The organism is Aminobacter sp. 01T433, assembly GCF_056398585.1.
Window position 1 is genome coordinate 75,953 of the sequence record NZ_JBFTPR010000020.1, and the last position, 24,048, is coordinate 100,000.

The following is a 24,048-nucleotide window of genomic DNA, read 5'->3' on the forward strand; positions in this document are numbered from 1 at the left end:
TCAGCTCTTGTCGACCGGCTTCGAGCGCATGCGCGACACGGTCTCGCGCTCGGCGCGTTTGCAGCGCATCGGCGGCAAGTTGCGGTCGATGAGCGCCATGTCTTCCAGCACCATGTCGCCCATGCGCTTGAAGGCGACGTCGAGCGCGCCGGCACGGTGAGCGGAACGCAGGAAGCCGGGCAGCGAACGCACCGGATGATCCTTCGCCGGCGGTTCCTCGGGAAAGACATCGCTGGCAGCAAGGATGTGGCCACTGCGCACAGCTTCCATCAAATCAGGGAAATCGACGACACCTGCACGGCTGAGCAAGATGAGCGCAGCTCCCTTGCGCATGCTGGCGAAGGACTTTGCATCGAGAAAACCCTGGTTCTCGCTGGTCACCGAAGCGACGACGAAGACAAAATCGCTTTGCGAAAGCACCTCGTCCAGCGACGCTGGCACCACGCCATGCTCGATCAGCACGGAAGGCGGCAGCCATGGGTCGAAGGCCTTGATCCGCGCCCTAAATCCTTGAAGCAGGCGATGCAACGCCTTGCCGAGATCGCCAAAGCCGATGAAGCCGACCTCCGAACCTGAGAGCAGCCGCGCCGTCCGGTTGCCCTCGGAGCCCCACAGCTCATCACCCTGCCGGAAGGCCAGGTCGGCATCGACCACCCCGCGCGCCAGGTCGAGCGCGAAGGCGAGCCCGATTTCGGCCACCGGCTCGGCGAAAACCTGGCTCGACGTGACGACATGAATGCCGCGCTGAAACAGCTGCTCGTAAGGCATATTGTCGAGCAAATTGCCTTCGACGTTGAAGATGCAGCGCAAGGACCGCATCCGCGACAACGTCTCCTGCGACAGCGGCGGCTGGCCAATGATGTAGCGGATGTTCGCCAGCGTATTGTCGTCGAGAGCGGCGATATCAGCGGGCTCGACTTCCACGATTTCGTACTTTTCGTGCAGCACGCCAAGAGCGCTTGGCGAGAAGATCAGGTCAAGCGTGCGCGGTGCTGGTGAACTCAACACAAGCGGTTTTTCGGCCTTGGCCATGTCTCCTCCTGCTGTGCGACTTCAACCGTGATCCAGGCCAAGCGCCTGGATGAGGTGCTCACCGGTGATCACCCGCTCCACTTCCTCGATGCTCGACTTCTTCGGATCGATGTCGTCGGCGACGATCTTGCCGCCGCGCATGACGACGATCCGGTCGACCACCTGGAAGACGTGGTGAATGTTGTGGGCGATGAAGATGCAGGAGTGACCGGTGTCGCGCACCTCGCGCACGAAGCGCAGCACGCCTTGCGTTTCGGCCACGCCCAGATTGTTGGTCGGCTCGTCGAGCACGATCAGGCTGCTTTCGAAATGCATGGCGCGCGCGATGGCCACCGCCTGGCGTTCGCCACCCGACAAAGCGCCGATCGGCGTATTCGGCGGGATGTCCTTGGTGATGCCGACGCGTTTCAGCAGGCTGCGCGCCACATCGTTCATCGCATCGTGGTCGAGCCTGTTGAGCAGGCGCGGCCCCTTGATCGGTTCGCGACCGAGAAACAAGTTCCGGGCGATTGACAGCTGCGGCACCAGGGCTGAGTCCTGGTAGATGGTCTCGATACCGTTGGCGATGGCGTCGGTGGTGCTCTTCATCACCACCTCCTTGCCCTTGACGTAGATTTCGCCGCTGGTCATCGGCACCGCACCCGACAGCACCTTGATCAGCGTCGACTTGCCGGCACCATTGTCGCCCAGCAGACCTACGACCTCATGGGTGTTGACCGTCAGCGAAACGTCCCTGAGCGCATGGATGCGCCCGTAGAACTTGTTGATGTTCTGCATGCGGACGAGTTCTTGGGTCATCGCTCAGGTTCCCGCATTGTGGCGGCGTTCGAGCCAGGAATGCAGTGCCATCATGCCAAGGATGATCGCACCGATGAAGATGTTGTAGGCAAGGCCTGGCACCCCGACCATGACGATGCCGTTGCGCATGATGCGCAAGATGAAGATGCCCAGCACCGTGCCGATGATGGTGCCACGACCGCCGGTCAGCACCGTGCCGCCGATGACCACCATGGCGATCACTTCGAGCTCGTAGCCGGTGCCGCTATTGGGGTTCGCCGCCGATGTGCGGATCGAGCTGATGATGCCGGCAAACGCCGCCATCGCCGACGACACCATGAACAGCAACACCTTGGTGCGATTGACGTTGACCCCTCGGGCACGCGCCGCATTGGGGTTGCCGCCTGAAGCCTGGATCCAGTTGCCGGCCTTGGTCTGGGTCAGCACGTAGTGGGCAAGCAAAGCAAACAGCGCGAACCACAACAGGGACATGTAGACCCGAAAGCCGCCGATATAGAACTCGCCGACCAAAAGTTCCGCCAGCCATTGCCCTTCGGCGTTCCAGGTGCGCTGGGGGAAACCGTCGGTGATGTAAAGCGCTGAGCCACGCGCGATCAAAAGCATGCCGAGCGTCACCAGGAAGGACGGGATGGCAAGCCGCGTGACGAACCAGCCATTGACGAAGCCGATCAGCAGAGCAATGCCGATGGCGATCAGGAAGGCCAGAGGCAGCGGCGCAAGACCGGTGTTGAACACCGTCCACATCACCACCGCAGACAGCCCGAACACCGAGCCGACGGACAGGTCGAATTCGCCCGACGTCATCAACAGCGTCATCGCCAGCGCGATTAGTCCAAGCTCGACGGTAAAGGCGAGCGTGTTGGAGATGTTCAGCGGTGACAGGAAGTCCGGATTGATCGACCAGAAGATCGCGATTTCCAGAATGAGCAGGACCAATGGCCCGAATTCAGGCTTCGCAATGAAGCGCTGCGCAAATGATCGATTTTCCATGGCTGATCCGTTCGGGAAGGAATGCCCGGTCCGGCGAACCGGACCGGGGGCGTAAATCAGCGATTACTTGCCCGACAGGATATCATCATAGAGCTGGGCGGTATCCTTCTCGTAGAGCGCGCCAACGATGATGTCGAAACCCGGAGGGATCTTGCTGGCGGCCATCGCTGCCATCGACAGCGCCATGTAGCTGGTCGCCTGCGGATCCTGCCACTGCGCGGCATTGACGTAGCCTTCGAGCACTTCCTGCGTGGTGTCGCGCGAATTGCCCCAGCCAACGACAGGGATTTCGCCCGGCTTGACGCCGACCTGGTCGAAGACGCGCTTGATCGAGCCGGTGACGAGATCGCCAAGCCCGATGATCGCCTTCACCTTGGCGCGGTTGGCGGTCAGGTAATCGGCCATGCGGGTGATAATCTCGGCCTGGTCAAGCGTCGCATCGGTGACTTCCCAGGTGATGTTGAGCGGCTTGAAGACGCTTGAAATGCCTTCTTCTTCCTGCACGCCGTAGGTGGCCCCCGGAACCTCGACCGGCATCCAGACGAAATCGCCTTCCTTCACCAGCTTCTTGTCGACAAGATACTGCGCCCAGGCCTTGCCGAAGGCGACATTGTTGCCGCCGACATAGGCGTTGAAATTGGCTGTCGGGTCGGGCGTGTTCATGTTGATGATCGGAATGCCGGCCGCGCGGGCCTCCTCCGTCACCTTGACCAGGCTGCCGGGATCGGGGCTCGACGTAACGATACCGGAAGCCTTGGCGGCGATCGCGGCGCGGATGGCTTCCTGGTGCGCCGGCACGTCGCCATTGTGGAACGAGGTGTTGACGGTGTTGCCGGTGTCTTCGGCCCACTGCTTGGCGCCGGCCAGGAAATAGGTCCAGACCGGATCGGCAGGCGAGCCATGCGACACCCAGTAATATGTCTTTTTGGCCTGCGCATAGGCGGTCGTGGCCATTCCCAGGCTCACCGCCATAAGCGCCGCCGATACAACAGCGATTGTCCTTTTCAGCACGGTATTTTCTCCTCCTCATCGAGGGTGGTTTTGGCCCCCGCTCCAACGCTGCAATTCGCGTGGCCGTGCCATGCCCATCTCTGGCGATGGCTCCGGCGCGCAATCTCACTGATGGATTGTTCCCTCCATCTGACGTTCGTTTCCTCCCGCACGGCTGATGATCAAAATGATACGTTCCCGGCATCATTTTGATGCTTGAAAGTTGACGTAACGTCCGGTGGGAGTCAAGCGCGAATCCGCTCGTCCGCCGCCAGCGCGCGATCAATACCCAGACGACTTAAAATGCTGAGATTTCAACTATGTACGCCTCAATTTGAGGCGAACCCGTCAATCGGCGAAGAATGACCCGCGAAACGGTATCGCCAGCCTTTGGCCGCCGCGGTCGGCGATATCGATCGCCGCAGCGTCCAGCCGGATGTCAGTCACCTCGCTCCAGCCCACCGGCACTGGAATAGCACCGAAGGCGTAGCGAATCGTTGTGGCACGATATGGATCGAGGCTGAGCGATGTCGGCACGCCGTCGGGCGCATTCTCTCCGGCATCCAGATGAATACCGGTCGCGGCTTCTTCGATGCCGAGCACTGCGATGTGGCGGCTATTCCAGGGCGCATAAGAGCGCCCGCCATTGCTCATCCACAGAACCGTCTGCGGCAACATGCGCGCATCCTTGATGGCAAAAAGCAGAAAGCCATCCTTGGCCGCCACCGCAGCGGACCAGCCGATACGGGCGCCGGGCTTTTCGGACAGGACGACGATATCTTCGTGGCCACTGTCGAAGGGGTAGAAGCTGGCATCGGCCGTCGCACCATCGCCCCGCCGCACCGACGACAGGTTCGAAAACGACTGCGGATAGGCTAGTAGCGAGCGGCCTCGCGCTGGGTCGTTCTCCGGTGGCGCCGGCATCGTCCGGCCGCCCGACTTGGGCGAAAAGCTGAGCTTTGCACCACCCGGCACATGCACCATCGCATGATGTGCGACCGGCAAGCGGCCTGCCCCGCCCTCGAAAATATGGGTCTGGTAGACGACTGGCTGGCCTGGACAAAGCATGATGCGCTTGGTCAGCCGCGCACCCGCCACGGCTTCACGCAGGCTGTAGGTCGCGGTAGCAGCACCGTCGGCGGCGACGATGCTGCCAGCACCTTCCCAGGTGCCGTTGGCCGACCAGCCATGGATCGGCACGCCCGGCTCGCTTTGCGCGAAGGGCGCACAGAAGAAGTCTCCCGCCAGTCGCCGCTCGACCGGTGCGACATGATCGGGCAGCACCTCGCCATTGCGGACCCACGGCGCGCGGTGCAGCGGGCGCAAGGTCTGCCCGCCAGCCTCGATGACGACCTCATCGATGACGCCACCATCCTTGTCGAAACAAACCGAAATGCCGTCAGTCGAAATCACGTCCATGCAAACCTCGCCTGCAAATCAGCTGGGATCGCGGCCTATTCGTTCGGGATGTTCTCGCGGAAAACCGACTGGATTCGAATTGTCGCCGGCGAGATGTTGGCCTCGTTGCGGATCGCGCGGACAAGCCTGTCGATCGCCTCGCGCGCCGTCACCTGCGCGTTCTGGTCGATCGCCGCGTCCATGACGCCGCTCAAAAGATATTGGCGCGTGTTGTCGGTCAGGTCGTGACCGATGAAGATCACCGACTTGTCGCGGCCCTTCTCGGTCAATGCCCGAGCCACGCCCTCCTGTCCGGCGCCGATGCAATAGATCGCCAGCAGATCGTCGTGCTCTTCGAGCAGCGCCCGCACTTCATCATAGGCGCGGTCGGGATCCTCCTGAACCTCTCGCGCCGCCACCACGTCGAGTTGCGGGAAGCTTTCGAGCAGCACATGCCGAAATCCCATTTCGCGCTCTTCATGGCCGCGATAGGCCAGCGCACCGGCAATCAGCGCCACCTTGCCCGAAGCGCCGGGTAGGAAGCGGCCGATGAGATAGCCGGCCAGCCGGCCAGCGGCGCGGTTGTCGATGCCGACATAGTTCATGCGCCCGACATGGCTGATGTCGGAGACCAGCGTCAGCACGGGAATACCAGTGCTGATCAGCTTGCGCACGGCCTCGCGCACCGACGGACTGTCCAGCCCGATCAGCCCGACGCCCTGGCAATCGGCGCGCAGGCTGCCAAGCTTTTCGGCGATCTGCTCGGGATTGAGGCCGACGAGCTGATGAATGGCAATGTCGACGTCGCCGCGCAGTTCCGCCCGCCGCTCGATCTGGCGCACAAGATCGGCCATGAATTCGTTGCGCCCACCAGGCAACACGAAGTCGAGGCGAACAGCGCTCGCCGATGTCGCGGCAGCTCCGCCGGCAAGGTTGGCGGCAATCGACAAGACATGGGTTCGGGTGTGCTCCTGCACGCCGGGGCGGTTGTTCAGCACCCGGTCCACCGTCGCCTTGGAGACCCCGGCCAGCCGCGCGATGTCGTCCATTTTGGGTCGCGTGCTGTCCAACATCATCCTCGCCGGCTCGTGCCATTTCGCCGGTAAACTACGGCGGCCTTTTGGAGCGGTCAACGTCAAGAAACATCAAAATGATGTATTGCACGGCAATCGCCGACTAGAGATGCCAGCCAAGGCGACGAGCCATGTCAAACACCAGCTCGGTGCGGAGATTCCCGCTTGACGCTCGGCGCATCCTGTCGATAGCATCAAAATGACACATCATTATGATGTACATTGAAACTGCGTGGCGCGCAGCCGGAATACCCGCATAGATGACACCGACACCGAGAGACTACAGCCTGATCGGACGCGACGCCGCCCTTGCCGAAGCCAACGGCATGGCAGCGGCCGAATGGTATTCCTGCCCGATCCCGCGCAAGGAACTGAAGGAGCTGATGAAGCGCTCCGATGGCCCCGCATTGCGCGACACGGCGATCTGGATTTCGGCACTGGTGCTTTCGGCAGCCGGCGGCATCTTTTTCTGGGGCAGCTGGTGGGCCGTGCCCTTCTTCCTTGTCTATGGCGTGCTTTACGGCTCCTCCAGCGACAGCCGCTGGCACGAGGCCGGGCATGGCACGGCGTTCAAGACGCGCTGGATGAACGACGTGCTCTACTACGTCGCGAGCTTCATGATCCTGCGCGAGCCGACAGTCTGGCGCTGGAGCCACACCCGCCACCACACCGACACTATCATCGTCGGCCGCGATCCCGAGATCGCAGTGCCCCGTCCGCCCGATGTCATCGGCCTGATGCTCAACATCTTTGCGCTAAAAAGCAGCCTGCTTACGCTGAAGGGACTTTTCATCCACGCCGCCGGGCGCCTGAAGCCGGACGAAGAGACCTTCATCCCCGAGATGGAGCGCTGGAAGGTCTATCTCGTCGCTCGCATCTATCTGGCGATCTTCGCCGCCGTCGCCATCGCCTGCTTGTGGATGGGCAGCATCCTGCCGGCGATGCTGGTCGGCCTGCCCAGCCTCTATGGCGGCTTCATGACCATCTATTTCGGGCTGACGCAGCATGCCGGCTTGGCCGAGGACGTGCTCGACCACCGGCTCAATTCGCGCACTATCTACATGAACCCGCTGTTCCGCTTTCTCTACTGGAACATGAACTACCATGTGGAGCACCACATGTTCCCCATGGTGCCCTACCACGCGCTGCCCAGACTGCATCAGGCGATCAAGGACGACTGCCCGGAGCCCTACCCCAGCACGATCGCCGCCTATCGCGAGATCATCCCGACCATCATCAGGCAGGTCAAAGAGCCCGCCTATCACGTCGTGCGTTCGTTGCCGGCCGGCAAGACGCCAGTGCCCTACAACCACGGCGCCATCATCAATCCGGCCGAATAGGAGAGGTCATTGCCTCAAGACTGGATCAACGCTTGTAATGCCGACGACATCGACCCCGACGATGTGATCCGCTTCGATCACGACGGCCGCACCTTCGCGCTCTACCGTACCCAAGACGACCGCTTCTTTGCCACCGATGGCCTATGCACACATGAGAAGGTCCACCTCAGCGGCGGGCTGGTCATGGGCACGATCATCGAATGCCCCAAGCACAATGGCCGCTTCGACTTCACCTCCGGAAAGGCCAAGGGCGCGCCTGTCTGCGTCGACATCGCCACCTATCCGGTCAAGGTCGAGGACGGCCGGGTGATGATCAAGCTCGGCTGACTGACCGCCTCGCCGAAATGCCAGCCCAAAACGCCAGCCGAGGAATGAGATGAAATCGTCCCAGCCCACCGTCGCCGACATCCTCGCCCTCAAGGGCAAGCGCCAACTGACCAAGCTGCGCGTCGAATCCCTTGACGAGGCCGCCGCCGCCAATGCGGCAAACATCGACATGCTGTCGGTGCCGCCCGAAGTGCTTGCCCTCGACGGTTTTCGCGCCATCTGCCCCACTCCCTTCGTCGTCGGTGGCCTCGAGCCGGGCGCCTACATCACCGAGGAAGACTATCTGCGCGTGGCCTTCCGCCTGCTCAAATCAGGCGCCAACGCCGTCTATTGCGGCGCGAGCTTGAAGATCATCAGGCGCCTGCGCGACGAAGGCATTCCCGTCGTCGGCCATGTCGGCCTGATCCCCTCGCGCCGCACCTGGACCGGCGGCTTCAAGGCGGTTGGCAAGACTTTCGATTCCGCCATGATGGTCTGGCAACAGACCAAGGCGCTGGAAGAGGCCGGTGCCTTCGCCGCCGAGATCGAGGTCGTGCCCCCGGCCATCGCCGAAGCGATCTCGAAGCGCACCAGCCTCTTGATGATCTCGATGGGCGCAGGTGCAGGCTGCGACGCGCAGTATTTGTTCGCAACCGACGTGCTCGGCGAACATGACGGCCACTACCCACGCCATTCGAAGATCTATCGCGACTTCCATTCGCAGTATCGGCGCCTGCAACAAGAACGCATCGCCGCCTTCCGCGAATATGCAACCGACGTCGCCAGCGGCGCCTATCCGCAAACTGGCCACCTTGTCCGCATGGACAGCGCGGAGCAGGATCGCTTCCTGGCCGAGATGGAAAAGGCGCCGCTGGCCTGAGCTAACAGACGGCCTGGGGAGAGGCCAAAGAGGGAGGACGATAAATGGCCAGATGGCGGGTTGCCGGCATCGATTTCGCCCATATGCATATGGGCGACCTGTTGCGCGAGGTGCATGAGCACCCCGACGCCGAGATCGTCGGCATCTATGACAAGCAGCCGGAGCGCATGGCTGCGGCGATCGAAAAGTTTGGCATTCCGTCCGAACGCGTCTTCACCGATCTCGACGCCTGCCTGGAGCAGGCCAGGCCTGATCTCGCCATCATCTGCGCTGCAACCGCCGACCACGCCGACCATGTCGAGCGCGTTGCCCGTCACAAGGTGCATGTGCTGGTCGAAAAGCCTTTCGCCGCCTCGCTAACCGATGCCGACCGCATGATTGCGGCAATGAAGGCGGCGGAGCGCGAAATGGCGATCAACTGGCCGCTCGCCTGGTATCCCTGCCACAACACCGCCAAGCGCCTGGTCGACGAGGGCGTGATCGGCGATGTGATCGAGGTGCATTATTACGATGGCAACCGCGGCCCGCTGTTCCACCTCGCCGACAAAATCGAGGTGACGCCCGAAGAGGTCGAAGCCGCCAAGACGTCGTCCTGGTGGTACAAGAAGGCATCCGGCGGTGGCAGCCTGCGCGACTATCTCGGTTATGGCGTGACGCTCGCCACCTGGTTCCGCAACGGCGAAAAGCCCTTGGAAGTCACAAGCGTCGTCGACGAAACGCCTGGCATCGAGGTCGACCAGCATTCGATCACCGTGTGCCGCTACGCCAAAGGCCTGTCCAAATTCGAAACGCGCTGGGGCACTTTCACCGATCCATGGACGCTGCAGCCGCAGCCCAAATGCGGCTTCGTCGTCGTCGGTACGAACGGCACGATTTCAAGCTACGACTACGAACCCCATGTCACGGTCCAGACCCGGGCGCGGCCCGAGGCCCACCGGATCCCGGTCGATGTGCTGCCTGTCGGGCAACGCGCGCCGATCGAGTACGTGCTGGACTGCCTCGCCAGGGGTGCGCCGATTGCCGGTCCGCTCGACCCGGCCCTGTCGCGCATCGGCCAGCAGATCACCGACAGCGCCGCCCTTTCCGCCAAGCTCAAGCGCACCGTCGAGCTTTTGCCATGACCGAGACGCCGAGCGAGGACTCCTATACGCTGAAGGCAGCAACAGCAAAGATCGTCGCCGCACCTGAGCTGCCTTACCAACCGCCAAAGCCGCGCAGCTACGCCCCACGCATCGCCCTTGCCGGTGCCGGTGGCATCTCATTTGCCCATCTCGACGCCTACCGCAAAGCTGGCTTCGACGTTGCCTTGATCTACAACCGCACACTGGAAAAGGCTGCGGCACGCCGCGATACGTTCTTCCCCGATGCCGAAGTCACCGACGACTTCGGCGCCGTTCTTGCCCGCAACGACATCGAAGTGGTCGACATCACCATCCATCCCGCCGAACGCGCAACGATGATCGAAAAGGCGCTGCACGCCGGCAAGCATGTGTTGTCGCAGAAGCCCTATGTACTCGATCTCGATACCGGCGAACGGCTTACCAACCTCGCCGAGCAAAAGGGCCTCAAGCTTGCCGTCAACCAGAACGGCTGCTGGGCGCCGCACCTCGCTTATATGCGCGAGGCGGTGCGCTCGGGCCTGATCGGCGAGCTGGTGTCCTGCCATGTCTCGATCCACTGGAACCACGGCTGGATCAAGGGCACGCCGTTCGAGGAGATCGACGATCTCATGCTCTATGATTTTGGCGTCCACTGGTTCGACTTCCTGGCGAGCCTCATCGGCAACCGAGCAACCTCGATCTATGCCACGCGTGCCCGCGCCGCCGGCCAACAGGCCAGGCCGCCGCTGCTGGCACAGGCACTGGTCGAGTTCGACGGCGGCCAGGCATCGCTCGCCTTCGACGGTTCGACGCCATTTGGCCCGCAGGATCGCACCTATCTGGCGGGCACCAAGGGCAGCCTGACCAGCATCGGCCCCGATCTCGGCCAGCAAACCGTCAAGCTGACAACCGATGCCGGCATTGCGACGCCTGCCCTTTCGGGCTCATGGTTCAATGACGGGTTCGCCGGCACCATGGGCGAGCTCCTGTGTGCCATTGAAGGCAATCGCGAGCCGCTCAACGGCGCCCGCGCCAATCTCCACAGCCTGGCGCTGACATTCGCCGCCATCGCCTCGAGCCACCGGGGCAGATCGGTTCAGCCCGGCACCGTGCGAAGTCTTGCCGAGGCCAAACGCCGCCCGGATTGATCCGGCGCGGCCCGACACATCTTCCGCATATATTTCGCTCCACCCCGTCTCGATGCTCCACCAATTGACATCTGATGTGAAATATATTTCACTATATGAATTTTATTGACTCATCGCTGAGAGCCTGTAATCTCTGACCGTCGGCTTTCGGGAGGAGGTCGGCGGCAATCAATCCACATAGCGGCGCCATGAGCGGCCGCAACGGTCATTGAGGATGGCTTCGGCCAAGGGAGGAAACTTGCGCAAATTTTTGAGCACGCTCGCAATCGCGGCGGCTGCGTCGACCTGTTTGGCTTCGACCCAGGCGCTTGCCGAAACCGCCAACCCGTTCAAGTGCGAGCCGGGTGAGAAATACGTCATGAACGTGATGGTTTCGGGCGTCGAATACTGGTTCCCGGTCTACGAAATGTTCAAGCAGGCCGGCCAGCAGTTCGGCTGCGAGACCGAATATACCGGCACGCCCGAATACGACGTCAACAAGCAGATCGCCACCTTCGACCAGGCACTCGCCCAGAAGCCGGCTGGTATCCTGGTCCACCCGATGAACTCCGATCCGTTCATCGAGCCGATCAACCGCGCCATCGAGCAGGGCACCGCAGTCGTCACTTTCGCCGCCGACTCGCCCAACTCCAAGCGCGCCTCCTTCATCACCTCCGACAATCTGGCCGAAGGCACCTATGCCGCCGACGCCGTTGCCAAGGCGATGGACGGCAAGGGCGAATATGCCGTGCTGGAAAACCCCGGCCAGGACAATCACGACAAGCGCATCTCGGCCTTCATCGCTCGCATGGAAGCCAAGTGGCCCGACATGAAGCTGGTCGGTCGTGCTGCCTCGAACCAGGATCCGACCAAGGCCTATCAGGCGGTGCTCAGCCTCGCACAGGCGCATCCTGATCTCGGTGCGGTGTTCATGCCGGAAGCCAACTCGGCCATCGGCGCTGCCCAGGCCGCCAAGGAAGGCGGCGGCAAGATCAAGGTCATGCTCGCCGACGTCAACGCCAAGATCCTCGACATGATCAAGGCCGGCGAGATCTACGGCTCGGTCAATCCGAACCAGGGCATGCAGGGCTATATGGGCTTCATGCTGCTGTGGATGGCCAAGCATCCCGAACTGATCGACCCGATGAACGACACCAAGCGCTCGGGCGCCAACGGCATGAGCGTACCCTTCGTCGACAACGGCTTCTCCATCGTGACCGCCGAAAACGCCGACGACTTCTACTGGGACAAATACCTCAAGCGTCGCGGTACCAAGGGCATCGAGGAATAAGCTCGAAATCCTTCGCCTCGACAGCAGATCGGGGCGGATAAAGTCGGAAGGGGGTTTGCGCCCCCTTCCCCCTCGCGGCGCCCATCGCAGGAGCATGGCGTGACTGAGACGCCCATTCTTGAAATACGCGGCCTGTCCAAGGCGTTCGGCCCGGTCAAGGCGCTGAGCGACGTGCAGTTCGAACTCAGGCGCGGTGAAATCCATGCGCTGTGCGGCGAAAACGGCGCTGGCAAGTCGACGCTGATGAACATGATCGCCGGCGTGCTTCAACCCGATCAGGGCGACATCCTGATCGACGGTACCAATGTTTCCATCCCCTCGCCGGCGGCGGCACAACGTCTCGGCATAGCACTTGTCCATCAAGAGATCGCGCTCTGCCAGGATGCGACGGTCGCCGAAAACATCTACATGGCCGCGATCAACGCCCGCCGTGCGCCACTGATGAATTTCCAGCGGCTCTACGCCGACGCGCAGAAGGTCATGGACCTGCTGGCCCCCATTCCGGTGCGCACCAAGGTCGCCGACCTCTCCATTTCCAACCAGCAGCTCGTCGAGATCGCCAAGGCGCTGACGCTCGACTGCAAGGTGCTGATGCTCGACGAACCGACGGCAGCGCTGACTGAAAGCGAAGCCCAGCGGCTGTTTTCCATCGTGCGCGGGCTCAAGCAGCGCGGCATTTCGGTGGTCTATATCAGCCATCGCATGGCCGAGATCTTTTCGCTGTGCGACCGCGTCACCGTCTTCCGCGACGGCCACTACGTCGCCACCGATCCGATCGCCGAAAGTTCCCCCGACGATGTCGTGCGCAAGATGGTCGGGCGCGAGATCACCCAGCTCTATCCCAACAAGCTGGCCCCGCAAGAACCCGGGCGACTGTTGCTCGCCGTCGATGGTCTTTCCGACGGCACTCGCTTTGCCGACGTACAGCTGGAACAGCGCTCAGGCGAAATCCTCGGCATAGGCGGCCTGATCGGTGCTGGCCGCAGCGAAATCGCGCAGACCATCTGCGGCCTGAGGCCTGCAGCTTCAGGAACTGTCGCGCTCGACGGCAATGCACTGCGCATTCGCAACTACAGCGACGCCGTGCGTGCCGGGCTCGTCTACCTCTCGGAAGACCGCAAGGGCTCAGGCGTCTTCCTCGACATGCCAATCGCCGCGAACGTCTCGGCCCTCGATCTCGGCAAGCTGACCGGTTCGCTCGGCCTGCTCGACCGCAAGGCGGAAGACCGCCAGGCAAGCGACCTGACCAAGCGCCTCGGCGTGCGCATGGCCGGCATCGACGCCAGGGTGTCGACGCTAAGCGGCGGCAACCAGCAAAAGGTGGCGATCGCCAAGCAGCTGTCGATCGACCCCAAGGTCATCATCATGGACGAGCCGACGCGCGGCATCGATGTCGGCGCCAAGGTCGAGATCCACCGCCTGCTGCGCCAGCTCGCGTCCAAGGGCGTCGGCATCGTCGTCATTTCCTCGGAGCTGCCGGAACTGATCGGCCTGTGCGACCGGGTGATGGTGGTGCGCGAAGGCCGGATCGCCGGCGAACTCGGTGCCGATGAGCTCAGCGAGGAAGCCATCATCATGCTCGCATCGGGCGTCGAGAATTCTTCAAATCAAGAAAAGCAGGCCCAAAATGTCGCCTAGGGAAGCGGGAGAAACCCTCATGCATGCCGAGATCAAGGCAGCCGGTGGCAACAGGCGCATCAATTTCGCCCGCCTCGCCTCGATGCGCGAGGCCGGCCTGATCGTCATCATCCTGGCGCTATGCATCGCCATGAGCTTTGCCTCGCCGCACTTCCTGACATGGGGCAACTTCCGCGCCATGCTGATGAGCTTCTCGATCGAAGGCATCGTCGTCGTCGGCATGACCATTCTGCTCATCGTCGGCGGTATCGATCTGTCGGTCGGCTCGGTCGTGTGTTTCTCGATGGTCGTCTCAGGCGCGCTGTTTCTCGCCGGGCTCGACCCGTGGACGGCCAGCCTGATCGGCATCGGCGTCAGCGCTTTGATCGGCGCTGCCATGGGCTTCTTCGTCACGGTGGTCGGGCTCAACCACTTCATCACCTCGCTTGCCGCGATGGTCATCGTGCGCGGCATGTGCCTGGTCATCACCAAGGGCACGCCGCTGTCGCTTTTCACCTTGCCGCCATCGTTCAAGGCCATTGGCCAGGGCAATTTCCACGGCCTGCCCTATGTCATCATCATCTTCGTTGTTGTCGTTGCGATCTTCGACTTCCTGCTGCGCCGCGCCACCGCCTTCCGCAAGGTCTTCTACACCGGCTCCAACGAGAAGGCGGCGCAGTTCTCGGGCATCAAGACCAAGCAGGTGAAGTTCTGGGTGACGGTGCTATGCTCCACCCTCGCCGGCCTTGCGGGTGTCATCTACATGGCCCGCTTTGGCGCTGCGACGCCGACCTTCGGCGCCGGCATGGAGCTTAACATCATCGCTGCGGCCGTGATCGGCGGCGCCTCGCTCAATGGCGGCTCGGGCACCATCTTCGGCGCCATCCTCGGCATGGCGCTGCTGTCGGTGGTCACCAGCTCGCTGATCCTGCTCGACGTCTCAGTCTACTGGCAGGACATGATCAAGGGCTGCATCCTTTTGGCCGCCGTCTCCATCGACCACTTCCTGCATCGCAAGAAGTCCTGAGCATCAGACGAGACACCATCATGGCCCCCCCCAACACCCGCGACGACATATCGACCGTCCGCCAGATGCACCAGGCGCTTGTGCTTCACTATGTCGAAGGCAAGACCCAGGCCGAAATCGCTAGGGAACTCGGCATCTCGCATGCCACCGTCAACCGCCTGATCAAGCGCGGCCACCAGCTCGGCCTCGTCGAAATCAAGATCAAGTCGCCGATCGACCATCTCGTCGACATCGAGGCGCGTCTTGTCGCGCTCGGCGGCATCGAGCGCGCGGTTGTCGTGCCCTCGGTTTCCGACAATCCGCAGACAGCCCTGCAGCGCGTCGGCGAAGCGGCGGCCCGCCTGCTGCTCGACACCATCAAGGATGGCGACACCATCTCGATCACCGGCGGCAAGGGCGTCAGCGCGCTCGTCGCCGGCCTCAAGCCCGGTCGCAGCTATGACGTCGAGGTCATCCCGGCCACCGGCCTCGTCCAGGGCAAGCACTACACCGACGTCAACCACGTGGCGTCGCTGATGGCCGACAAGCTCGGCGGCCGCGCCTATCAGGTCCATGCCCCGCTGTTTGCCGACACGCCTGAACAGCGCGAAATGCTGATGGGCGTGCGCTCCGTCGCAGACGTCTTCCGCAAAGCGCGCGAGGCCAACGTCGCTGTGATCGGCATCGGCTCGATCCTGACCGACGATTCCAGCTACTACGACCTGCATCCGTCATCGAGCGCCGACCGCCGGGCCATCGAGCAGTCAGGGGCGTCGGGCGAATTGCTCGCCCACCTCATCGACCGCGACGGCAAGCTTTGCAGCTACGCGCTCAACCGATCGCTGGTGTCGCTGACGCTCGACGAATTCGCCACCATCCCGCGTTCGATCGGCATCGCCAGCGGCCCTAGCAAGGCAGCCCCGATCCTCAGTGCCATGCGTGGCAACCATCTCGACACCATCGTCACCGACGAGGCGACAAGCCTCCAGATTCTTGAACTTGCCGAACAGGAGGCAGCATGAGCTCCCGACAGATCCAACGCCGCATCGGCCGCTCCGACGTCTCCGCCTCGGCCGTGGGCCTCGGCACCTGGGCAATAGGCGGCTGGATGTGGGGCGGCACCGACGAGCAAGTCTCGATCCGCGCCATCGAAGCCTCTATCGACGCCGGCATAAGCCTGATCGACACAGCACCCGCCTACGGCCTCGGCCGCAGCGAAGAGATTGTCGGCAAGGCCATCAAGGGCAAGCGCGACAAGGTGGTGATCGCCACCAAATGTGGCCTCAACTGGCATTCCGGCAAGGGCAACCATTTCTTCGACCAGGATGGCAAGCCGGTGCATCGTTATCTCGGCGCCGACGGCATCGCCAATGAGTTGGAACAGAGCCTGCGCCGCCTCGGCACCGACTATATCGACCTCTACATCACGCATTGGCAGGACCCCACGACACCGATCGCTGAGACCATGGCAACGCTCGAAAAGCTCAAGGCATCAGGCAAGATCCGAGCCATCGGCGCCTCCAATGTCAGCGCCGAAGACCTCGAGCAATATGTCGCCGCCGGCCAGATCGATGCGATCCAGGAACGCTATTCGATGATCGACAAGGAGATCGAACAGACCCTGCTGCCGATCACCCGCCGCAACGACATCGCAACCCTCAGCTACTCGTCGCTGGCGCTCGGCCTGCTGACGGGTGCCATCGACCCGGCGCGCGAATTCACCGGCGACGACCAGCGCAAGGACAATCCGCGCTTCTCCGCCGCCAACCGGCAAAAGGTGGCGAACCTGAAGCAGGCCATCGCCCCGATCACTGAACAGCACAAGGCTTCGATGGCGCAGATCGTCATCGCTTGGACACTCGCCCAGCCCGGCATCACTTTTGCACTGTGTGGTGCACGCAATGCCGAGCAGGCACTCGACAACGCGCGGGCCGGCGAAATCACGCTTGGTGCAGACGAACTGACAATCATCGACAAGGCAATCGCCACGCATCTCACCTCCATGGATGCCTGAGCGAAAAGGCACAGCCCACATGAACCGCAACGACACACTCGCCGCTCTGCGAGAGCGGCCCGATATTGCCGTGCTCGTGATAGGCGGCGGCATCAACGGCATCTCGGTGTTCCGCGAGCTCGCCCTGCAAGGCGTCGACGTGTTGCTTGTCGACAAGGGCGACTATTGCAGCGGCGCGAGTGCTGCCCTGTCGCGCATGGTGCATGGCGGGTTGCGCTACCTCGAAAACGGCGAGTTCAAGCTGGTGCGCGAGTCGCTCGTCGAACGCGACCGGCTGCTGAAAAACGCGCCGCACTACGTCGCACCGCTGCCGACCACAGTGCCGATCTTCGATACTTTCTCCGGCATCGCCAATGGCGCGGTCCGCTTCCTCGGCCTGACACGGCGACCGAGCCGCCGCGGTGCTTTGGTGATCAAGGCCGGCCTGACCATGTACGACCTGTTCACGGCGGCGAGGCGATTGATGCCAAAGCATCGCTTCCGGGGACGTGCCGAAACGCTCAAGGCATGGCCTGATATCAATCCCGATATCCGCAGCTCCGCCACCTATTACGACGCCTGGGTCAGCCGTCCCGAGCGCCTCGGCCTGGAGATGCTGTTCGACGCGATGGCATCGAGCTCATCCGCGCGCGCCCTGAACTACGCCGCGGTTGCCACGTCGAACGATGGCCTCACGCTCACAGACACCCTGACCGGCGAGATGCTACCAGTCCGTCCCAGGCTGATCATCAATGCCACCGGCGGCTGGATCGACCTGACCAACAAGGCCATCGGTGCAGCAGCACCCCGCATGATGGGCGGCACCAAGGGTTCGCACCTGATCGTCGACAACGCCGAACTCCACGACGCCCTTGGCGGACACATGGTTTATTACGAAAACGAGGACGGGCGCATCTGCATCCTGTTCCCCTATCTCAGCAAGGTGCTGATCGGCTCGACCGACATCCGCATCGACGATCCCGACCAGGTCCGCTGCGAGGACGACGAGCGCAGCTACATCCTGCAGTCGCTCGCCTTCGTGTTCCCCTCGATCGTCATCGCCGAAGACGAGATCGTCTTCCGCTTCGCCGGCGTGCGGCCCCTGCCCGCCAGCAACGACAGCTTCACCGGCCGCATCCCGCGCGACCATTTCTGCGAATTCGTCGAAGCGAGTGGCGATCTGCCGGCGACCTTGTGCATGATCGGCGGCAAGTGGACGACCTTCCGCTCCTTCGGCGAGATGGCGGCCGACATGGTGCTGGAGCGGCTTGGCCTGGCGCGGCGTACCGGCACTGAAGATCTCGCCATCGGTGGCGGCCGCGACTTCCCGTCCGCCCAAGATACATGGTGCGCAGAGCTGGCGGCCCAGCATGGTCTCACCGTCGAACGTGCGCATGTCCTGCTTGAGCGCTACGGCACTTCGGCAGCGGATTTCGCAGCGGACCTCACCTCTGACCCGATGCTGGCAGGCTCGGATTATTCGACTGGAGAAATCCGGCTGATCGTCGAGCACGAGCATGTCGAATGCCTCGCCGACATCTTCCTGCGCCGCACCACCATCGCCATTTCAGGCGGGCTCAGCCTCCAACTCATCGACGCCGTGCTCGCCATTCTCGCCGAACACAAGGGTTGGGACGCCGCCCAAGCCTCGGCCGAGCGCACTTCCTTCCTCGCTTTGCTGGCGCATCAGCACGGCATCCATCTTTCCGACCTCTCCCAGACGAACGACAAAAGGAGCGCCCTATGCGCGTGAACCACAAAGTCCGCATGAACCGGCTCTTCACAGGCGGCCGCTGCCTCGACGTCGCCATCGATCATGGCGTCTGCAACGAGCCGAGCTTTCTTAACGGGCTCGAGGACATGGCCGGCGTCGTGTCTCAGCTGGTCAAGGCCGGCCCCGATGCCATCCAGATGAACTACGGTCAGGCCGACCTGCTCCAGGCAGTTCCCGGCAAGGACAAGCCGGCGCTGGTCATGCGCATCGACATGGGCAACCCCTACAACAAGATCCGTCACCGGGCGATGTGGGCGCTGCTGCAGAACGAGGCCGAGCCCTTGCTCGGCGCCATCGAAATGGATGCAGCCTGCGTCGTGGTCAATTTGTTCATGCTGCCCGATGAGCCCGACCTGTTCCGCCAGTGCGTCCAGAACATCGCGCGCGTCCGCGCCGATTGCGACAAATACGGCCTGCCGCTGATGATCGAGCCGCTGGCCATGCTGCCGGTCGACCAGAGCGGCGGCTACATGGTCGACGGCGATGCCGAAAAGATCGTGACGCTGACACGCCTCGCCCGGGAGATGGGCGCCGACATCATCAAGGCCGACCCGACCACCGATCCCAACGACTTCCACCGCGTCGTCGAGGCGGCACGCTGCCCGGTTCTGGTTCGCGGTGGCGGCAAGGAAGATTTGCGCGCCGTGTTCGACAAGTCGGCGGCACTGATGGCGCAAGGTGCTGTGGGGATGGTCTATGGTCGCAATATCTACCAGCATGCCAATCCGAGCGCAGTCGTGCGCGGGCTAATGGCGATCATCCACGACGGTGCGGATGGTGCCACGGCCTTCGACCTGTACAAGCAGGCCTAAGCAGCGGCATCGGGAGGAGCCAATGGGTAAGTACATTCTTGGCCTTGATGCGGGCAACACCGTCATCAAGGCGATCATCTTCGACATGTCGGGCCGCGAACTGGCACTCGCCGCCTGCGATGGCCGCTCTTGCATGCCCAAACCGGGCCATGTCGAGCGCGACCTCAATGAGCTCTGGAACAATGCGGTCGCGGTCATCGGCCAATGCATCGACCAGGCCGGCATCGACCCAAGCGAAATCGTCGCCATAGGCTGCGCCGGCCATGGCAATGGCCTCTACGCGCTCGACCGCGACGGCGCTCCGCTGATCGGCATCCAGTCGCTCGACACCCGCGCCATAGGCATCGTCGCCGAATGGGCCGAACAAGATGTCGGCGCCCGAACTTATGTGCATTGCCTGCAAAAGCCGTGGGCAGCGCAGACACCAACCTTGCTCGCCTGGCTCAAGCGCTTTTCGCCGGAACTATTCGCCAGGATCGGCACGGTGTTCCTGTGCAAGGATTTTGTCGTCAACCGGCTGACCGGCGCGAGCTCGACCGACACCTCTGACATGTCGGGCTGCGGCCTGCTGCAGATGCCGGACCGGCGCTACGACCACGACCTGCTCGCGGCTTACGGGCTTGGCGAGTGCATGGACCTTTTGCCGCTGGTGCTGGAATCGGCCGAAATCGCCGGCCACATCACATCGGAGGTCGCAGCACTCACCGGTCTTCGCGCCGGCACGCCCGTTGTGGCCGGCCTGTTCGACGTGGTTGCAAGCGCCGTAGGTTCCGGAGTCACCCGCACTGGTGCCGCTTCGATCATCGCCGGAACCTGGAGCATCAACCAGGTCATCACGGACGAGCCGATCCGCGACCCCTCGATCTTCATGCTCTCGACCTTCGATCCCAAGCGCTATCTGGCGATCGAATCGAGCGCCACCTCTGCTGCCAATCTCGAATGGATCGTGCGCGAATTCCTCGAGCACGGCCACGACCCTGACAAATCGCCGTTCGAGCTGTGCAGCGATCTAGTCGCCTCGGTCGATCCCGACGGCGACATCCCGATCTACCACCCCTTCCTCTACGGCTCGCAGCAGAACGGCCGCGCCCGTGCCGGCTTCTACGGCATCGCAGGCTGGCACACACGCGCCCACATGTTGCGCGCGCTGTTTGAGGGCGTCGCCTTCGAGCACAAGCGCCATGTCGAGACCTTGCGCAAGGCGGGTGCGGTCTTCGACGAGGTCGTGCTGTCCGGCGGCGGCTCGCGCAGCGCCGTTTGGCCGCAAATATTTGCTGACGTGCTCGGCGTCTCCGTCACCGTGGCGCGCAGCCGCGAGACTGGCGCCCTGGGTGCAGCGATTGCAGCGGGCACCGGCGTCGGTATCTTTGAGAACTACAGCGCCGGTGCCGCCGCGATGACCGCAGCTGCGCGGCACTATACGCCCAACGGCGCGATTGCCCCGGCCTACGCCAGGCGCTATCGCCTGTATGGCGAGATCAACCAGGCGATGACGCCAATCTGGCAGCGCATCGCCACTGAGCAGGCACCGCAGTGACCGAAGTCCCTTCCTCCTCATTCGGCGAATACGATTACGTCATCGTCGGCGCCGGCTCGGCCGGCTGCGTGCTCGCCAACAGGCTTTCCGCCAATCCGCGCAACCGCGTGCTTTTGCTCGAAGCCGGCGGCAGCGACCGTTATCACTGGGTCAACATCCCGATCGGCTATCTCTACTGCATGGGCAATCCGCGCACCGACTGGCTGATGAAGACCGAGCCGGAAGCCGGCCTCAACGGGCGCAGCCTCAACTATCCCAGGGGCAAGGTGCTGGGCGGCTGCTCGTCGATCAACGGCATGATCTACATGCGCGGCCAGGCCGCCGACTATGACGGCTGGCGCCAGGCCGGCAATGTCGGCTGGGGTTGGGACGATGTGCTGCCCTATTTCCTGAAGTCGGAGGATTATCACGGCAGCAAGAGCGCCATGCATGGTTCGGGCGGCGAGTGGCGCATCGAAAAACAGCGCCTGTCCTGGCCGATCCTCGACGCTTTTCGCGACGCAGCCGAGGAGCTCGGCATCCCCCGCACCGACGACTTCAACACCGGCACCAATGAGGGCTCGGGCTACTTCGAGGTCAACCAGAAGAAAGGCGTGCGCTGGAACACCTCCAAGGCCTTCCTGCGCGGCATCGCCGACCGCAAGAACCTGCGTGTCATAACCGCCGCCGAGACCGAACGGCTGGAATTCGACGGCCGCCGCGTCACTGGCCTCGTTTTCCGCAAGGACGGGCAGCTCCATCGGGTCAAATCAGGCCAAACCATCCTCGCCGCCGGTGCCATCAACTCACCGAAGATTCTGGAACTTTCCGGCATTGGCCAGCCGAAACTGCTCTCAACCCTCGGCATCGAAGTCCGCCACGCCCTGCCGGGCGTCGGCGAAAACCTGCAGGATCATCTGCAGATCCGAACGGTGTTCAAGGTCTCAAATGCGGCAACCCTCAACCAGCGCTACCACAATCTGTTCAGCCGCGCGGCGATGGGCCTCGAATATGCGATGAAGCGCAGCGGCCCGCTGTCGATGGCACCGAGCCAGCTCGGCATCTTCGCCAAGAGCGATCCACGGCTTGCCACGCCCGATCTCGAATATCACGTCCAACCGCTCAGCACCGACCGACTCGGCGAGCCGCTGCATCGCTTTCCCGCCGTCACCGTGTCGGTCTGCAACCTGCGCCCTGAAAGCCGCGGCACCGTGCACATGGCCTCGGTCGATCCGCGCGAGGCGGCAAAAATCCAGCCGAACTACCTCTCCACCGACGGCGACCGCAACACCGCCATTGCCTCCCTGCGCCATGTCCGCCGGCTGATGAAGGCTAAGGCCGTCGCGCGCTTTGCGCCAGAAGAAATGCTGCCCGGCACCCAGTATGAAAGCGACGAAGACCTGCTCCGCAAGGCCGGCGACATCGGCACGACCATCTTCCACCCCGTCGGCACCTGCAAGATGGGGTCGGACCCCATGTCCGTGGTCGACGACCGCCTACGCGTCCATGGGCTTGACGGCCTGCACGTGGTCGACGCCTCGATCATGCCGACGATCGTCTCGGGCAACACCAACTCGCCAGTGATCATGATAGCCGAGCGTGCTGCCGAGATGATCCTGCAGGATGCCTCCGCGAGAAGCTGAGCCGAACCTGCTTCCATCCGGGCATCAAGATTTTCGCCCCCTGCGCAGCCCAAATTCAAAAGGCCCGCCGGTTTTGACCGTGCGGGCCTTTGTCATTTCTGGTTTTGCCGGACGGGGATTTGTGTTTTTGTCCCGCTTTTGTCGGCGAATGCCTCCTTGCGGGCCCCTGATGCCGTTTCAACTCGGCCGTCACCAACATCTAAATACAAAGAAGCCCGCACGAGGCGGGCTTCTTTGTATGTTGGTTGCGGGGACAGGATTTGATTACGCGGCCCGGATACCCTTTGGCGGGCCTTTTTTGCAAAGAGAAGATTTTCCGCCATCGCTTGGGCGATGGTTTGATTTAACGTGCGTTTGGCAGACCTGGCAGCGACTTACTCTCCCGCGTCTTGAGACGAAGTACCATCAGCGCTGGAGCGTTTCACGGCCGAGTTCGGAATGGGATCGGGTGCAGCCGCTCCGCCATAACCACCAGGTCGGCAAAACGCACGTTGTTCGAGAAGCTTTCTAGCGAAGGAGCATGAAGGGCGCCAGCAGCATTGCTGCTGGGTGCCTTTCGGGCTGTTCGCTGGTCTTTGTGTGCCTTTTCATCCTGCCTGATGGCAGTAATGGACATTAGGAATGAGAACGATCAAGCCTATCGAACTATTAGTACCGGTAAGCTTCATGCGTTGCCGCACTTCCACACCCGGCCTATCAACGTGGTCGTCTTCCACGGTTCTCAAGGGAATACTCGTTTTAAGGTGGGTTTCCCGCTTAGATGCCTTCAGCGGTTATCCCGTCCGGATATAGCTACCCTGCTATGCGGCTGGCGCCACAACAGGTCCACCAGAGATCCGTCCATCCCGGTCCTCTCGTACTAGGGACAGATCCTTTCAATATTCCTACACCCACGGCAGATAGGGACCGAACTGTCTCACGACGTTCTGAACCCAACTCACGTACCGCTTTAAATGGCGAACAGCCATACCCTTGGGACCTGCTCCAGCCCCAGGATGCGATGAGTCGACATCGAGGTGCCAAACAACCCCGTCGATATGGACTCTTGGGGGTCATCAGCCTGTTATCCCCGGCGTACCTTTTATCCGTTGAGCGATGGCCCTTCCACGCGGGACCACCGGATCACTATGACCGACTTTCGTCTCTGCTCGACTTGTCAGTCTCGCAGTCAGGCGGGCTTATGCCATTGCACTCGACGACCGATTTCCGACCGGTCTGAGCCCACCATCGCGCGCCTCCGTTACTCTTTAGGAGGCGACCGCCCCAGTCAAACTACCCACCATACATTGTCCCGGACCCGGATAACGGGCCGCGGTTAGACATCCATAGAGATAAGGGTGGTATTTCAAGGTTGGCTCCACC

20 protein-coding genes and 2 rRNA genes (1 of these 22 running past the window's edge) are annotated in these 24,048 nt (G+C 62.5%); 14 read left to right on the forward strand and 8 right to left on the reverse strand.

The features are described from left to right. The 6 genes from AC1DLV_RS25865 to AC1DLV_RS25890 all read right to left on the reverse strand — a co-directional run bounded on the left by AC1DLV_RS25865 (nt 1) and on the right by AC1DLV_RS25890 (nt 6,257). A complete protein-coding gene (locus AC1DLV_RS25865; RefSeq protein ID WP_476802904.1) occupies nt 1-1,032 on the reverse strand; it encodes a hydroxyacid dehydrogenase in 1,032 nt (343 codons plus the stop codon). Between the two features lie 21 nt (nt 1,033-1,053). Further along, nucleotides 1,054-1,830, reverse strand: a complete 777-nt coding sequence (locus AC1DLV_RS25870; protein WP_476802905.1) for an ATP-binding cassette domain-containing protein — start codon at nt 1,828-1,830, stop codon at nt 1,054-1,056. A gap of 3 nt (nt 1,831-1,833) precedes the next feature. Continuing rightward, the gene (locus AC1DLV_RS25875; RefSeq protein WP_476836287.1) at nt 1,834-2,820 is read right to left on the reverse strand and encodes an ABC transporter permease; all 987 of its coding nucleotides are present in this window, start codon (nt 2,818-2,820) and stop codon (nt 1,834-1,836) included. A gap of 63 nt (nt 2,821-2,883) precedes the next feature. Beyond that, a complete protein-coding gene (locus AC1DLV_RS25880) occupies nt 2,884-3,792 on the reverse strand; it encodes a substrate-binding domain-containing protein (RefSeq protein ID WP_476786301.1) in 909 nt (302 codons plus the stop codon). 366 nt (nt 3,793-4,158) lie between these two features. Further along, on the reverse strand, nt 4,159-5,229 hold the full coding sequence (locus AC1DLV_RS25885) for a hypothetical protein (RefSeq protein ID WP_476802907.1): 1,071 nt from the start codon (nt 5,227-5,229) through the stop codon (nt 4,159-4,161). Between the two features lie 35 nt (nt 5,230-5,264). Then, on the reverse strand, nt 5,265-6,257 hold the full coding sequence (locus tag AC1DLV_RS25890; protein WP_476802908.1) for a LacI family DNA-binding transcriptional regulator: 993 nt from the start codon (nt 6,255-6,257) through the stop codon (nt 5,265-5,267). 284 nt (nt 6,258-6,541) lie between these two features. Between AC1DLV_RS25890 and AC1DLV_RS25895 the strand changes: the two genes are divergently transcribed. The 14 genes from AC1DLV_RS25895 to AC1DLV_RS25960 all read left to right on the forward strand — a co-directional run bounded on the left by AC1DLV_RS25895 (nt 6,542) and on the right by AC1DLV_RS25960 (nt 22,686). After that, a complete protein-coding gene (locus AC1DLV_RS25895; RefSeq protein ID WP_476802909.1) occupies nt 6,542-7,621 on the forward strand; it encodes a fatty acid desaturase family protein in 1,080 nt (359 codons plus the stop codon). Nucleotides 7,622-7,630: 9 nt separating this feature from the next. Continuing rightward, complete coding sequence (locus AC1DLV_RS25900) at nt 7,631-7,948, forward strand: MocE family 2Fe-2S type ferredoxin (protein WP_476802910.1); 318 nt, start codon at nt 7,631-7,633, stop codon at nt 7,946-7,948. A gap of 49 nt (nt 7,949-7,997) precedes the next feature. After that, nucleotides 7,998-8,807: a 3-methyl-2-oxobutanoate hydroxymethyltransferase gene (locus AC1DLV_RS25905; protein ID WP_476802911.1), complete on the forward strand. Its 810-nt coding sequence runs from the start codon at nt 7,998-8,000 to the stop codon at nt 8,805-8,807. Between the two features lie 44 nt (nt 8,808-8,851). Continuing rightward, a complete protein-coding gene (locus AC1DLV_RS25910; protein ID WP_476802912.1) occupies nt 8,852-9,928 on the forward strand; it encodes a Gfo/Idh/MocA family protein in 1,077 nt (358 codons plus the stop codon). Continuing rightward, nucleotides 9,925-11,055, forward strand: coding sequence for a Gfo/Idh/MocA family protein (locus AC1DLV_RS25915; RefSeq protein ID WP_476802913.1), 1,131 nt, complete (start codon nt 9,925-9,927; stop codon nt 11,053-11,055). The genes AC1DLV_RS25910 and AC1DLV_RS25915 overlap by 4 nt, the downstream gene beginning before the upstream one ends. A 238-nt stretch (nt 11,056-11,293) precedes the next feature. Then, nucleotides 11,294-12,325 carry a substrate-binding domain-containing protein gene (locus AC1DLV_RS25920; protein ID WP_476802914.1) on the forward strand — a complete coding sequence of 344 codons (1,032 nt, stop codon included), beginning with the start codon at nt 11,294-11,296 and terminating at the stop codon, nt 12,323-12,325. A gap of 99 nt (nt 12,326-12,424) precedes the next feature. After that, nucleotides 12,425-13,963, forward strand: coding sequence for a sugar ABC transporter ATP-binding protein (locus AC1DLV_RS25925; RefSeq protein ID WP_476802915.1), 1,539 nt, complete (start codon nt 12,425-12,427; stop codon nt 13,961-13,963). A gap of 19 nt (nt 13,964-13,982) precedes the next feature. Further along, entirely contained in the window at nt 13,983-14,969 is a 987-nt protein-coding gene (locus AC1DLV_RS25930) for an ABC transporter permease (RefSeq protein WP_476802916.1), read from the forward strand. 20 nt (nt 14,970-14,989) lie between these two features. Then, on the forward strand, nt 14,990-15,970 hold the full coding sequence (locus tag AC1DLV_RS25935) for a sugar-binding transcriptional regulator (RefSeq protein WP_476802917.1): 981 nt from the start codon (nt 14,990-14,992) through the stop codon (nt 15,968-15,970). Then, the gene (locus AC1DLV_RS25940; protein ID WP_476802918.1) at nt 15,967-16,962 is read left to right on the forward strand and encodes an aldo/keto reductase; all 996 of its coding nucleotides are present in this window, start codon (nt 15,967-15,969) and stop codon (nt 16,960-16,962) included. The genes AC1DLV_RS25935 and AC1DLV_RS25940 overlap by 4 nt, the downstream gene beginning before the upstream one ends. 19 nt (nt 16,963-16,981) lie before the next feature. Then, on the forward strand, nt 16,982-18,694 hold the full coding sequence (locus tag AC1DLV_RS25945; protein WP_476802919.1) for a glycerol-3-phosphate dehydrogenase/oxidase: 1,713 nt from the start codon (nt 16,982-16,984) through the stop codon (nt 18,692-18,694). Next, nucleotides 18,685-19,527, forward strand: a complete 843-nt coding sequence (locus AC1DLV_RS25950; RefSeq protein WP_476802920.1) for a class I fructose-bisphosphate aldolase — start codon at nt 18,685-18,687, stop codon at nt 19,525-19,527. The genes AC1DLV_RS25945 and AC1DLV_RS25950 overlap by 10 nt, the downstream gene beginning before the upstream one ends. A 22-nt stretch (nt 19,528-19,549) precedes the next feature. Further along, nucleotides 19,550-21,064 (forward strand): FGGY-family carbohydrate kinase, encoded by a 1,515-nt coding sequence (locus AC1DLV_RS25955; protein WP_476802921.1) that lies wholly within the window; start codon nt 19,550-19,552, stop codon nt 21,062-21,064. After that, nucleotides 21,061-22,686: a GMC family oxidoreductase gene (locus AC1DLV_RS25960; RefSeq protein ID WP_476802922.1), complete on the forward strand. Its 1,626-nt coding sequence runs from the start codon at nt 21,061-21,063 to the stop codon at nt 22,684-22,686. The genes AC1DLV_RS25955 and AC1DLV_RS25960 overlap by 4 nt, the downstream gene beginning before the upstream one ends. Nucleotides 22,687-23,047: 361 nt before the next feature. On the opposite strand, the gene rrf is transcribed toward AC1DLV_RS25960, so the two are convergent. Both rrf and AC1DLV_RS25970 read right to left on the reverse strand, forming a co-directional pair. Then, nucleotides 23,048-23,162, reverse strand: a 5S ribosomal RNA gene (gene rrf, locus AC1DLV_RS25965). Between the two features lie 151 nt (nt 23,163-23,313). Next, nucleotides 23,314-24,048 (reverse strand): 23S ribosomal RNA (locus tag AC1DLV_RS25970) (it continues 1,841 nt past the right edge of the window).

Coding starts and splice junctions, on each gene's coding strand:
- AC1DLV_RS25940 (WP_476802918.1), top strand. CDS start 15,967: ATGAGCTCCCGACAGATCCAACGCCGCATCGGCCGCTCCGACGTCTCC.
- AC1DLV_RS25930 (WP_476802916.1), top strand. CDS start 13,983: ATGCATGCCGAGATCAAGGCAGCCGGTGGCAACAGGCGCATCAATTTC.
- AC1DLV_RS25910 (WP_476802912.1), top strand. CDS start 8,852: ATGGCCAGATGGCGGGTTGCCGGCATCGATTTCGCCCATATGCATATG.
- AC1DLV_RS25895 (WP_476802909.1), top strand. CDS start 6,542: ATGACACCGACACCGAGAGACTACAGCCTGATCGGACGCGACGCCGCC.
- AC1DLV_RS25885 (WP_476802907.1), bottom strand. CDS start 5,229: ATGGACGTGATTTCGACTGACGGCATTTCGGTTTGTTTCGACAAGGAT.
- AC1DLV_RS25950 (WP_476802920.1), top strand. CDS start 18,685: ATGCGCGTGAACCACAAAGTCCGCATGAACCGGCTCTTCACAGGCGGC.
- AC1DLV_RS25880 (WP_476786301.1), bottom strand. CDS start 3,792: ATGGCGGTGAGCCTGGGAATGGCCACGACCGCCTATGCGCAGGCCAAA.
- AC1DLV_RS25905 (WP_476802911.1), top strand. CDS start 7,998: ATGAAATCGTCCCAGCCCACCGTCGCCGACATCCTCGCCCTCAAGGGC.
- AC1DLV_RS25945 (WP_476802919.1), top strand. CDS start 16,982: ATGAACCGCAACGACACACTCGCCGCTCTGCGAGAGCGGCCCGATATT.
- AC1DLV_RS25870 (WP_476802905.1), bottom strand. CDS start 1,830: ATGACCCAAGAACTCGTCCGCATGCAGAACATCAACAAGTTCTACGGG.
- AC1DLV_RS25865 (WP_476802904.1), bottom strand. CDS start 1,032: ATGGCCAAGGCCGAAAAACCGCTTGTGTTGAGTTCACCAGCACCGCGC.
- AC1DLV_RS25915 (WP_476802913.1), top strand. CDS start 9,925: ATGACCGAGACGCCGAGCGAGGACTCCTATACGCTGAAGGCAGCAACA.
- AC1DLV_RS25935 (WP_476802917.1), top strand. CDS start 14,990: ATGGCCCCCCCCAACACCCGCGACGACATATCGACCGTCCGCCAGATG.
- AC1DLV_RS25890 (WP_476802908.1), bottom strand. CDS start 6,257: ATGGACGACATCGCGCGGCTGGCCGGGGTCTCCAAGGCGACGGTGGAC.
- AC1DLV_RS25875 (WP_476836287.1), bottom strand. CDS start 2,820: ATGGAAAATCGATCATTTGCGCAGCGCTTCATTGCGAAGCCTGAATTC.
- AC1DLV_RS25955 (WP_476802921.1), top strand. CDS start 19,550: ATGGGTAAGTACATTCTTGGCCTTGATGCGGGCAACACCGTCATCAAG.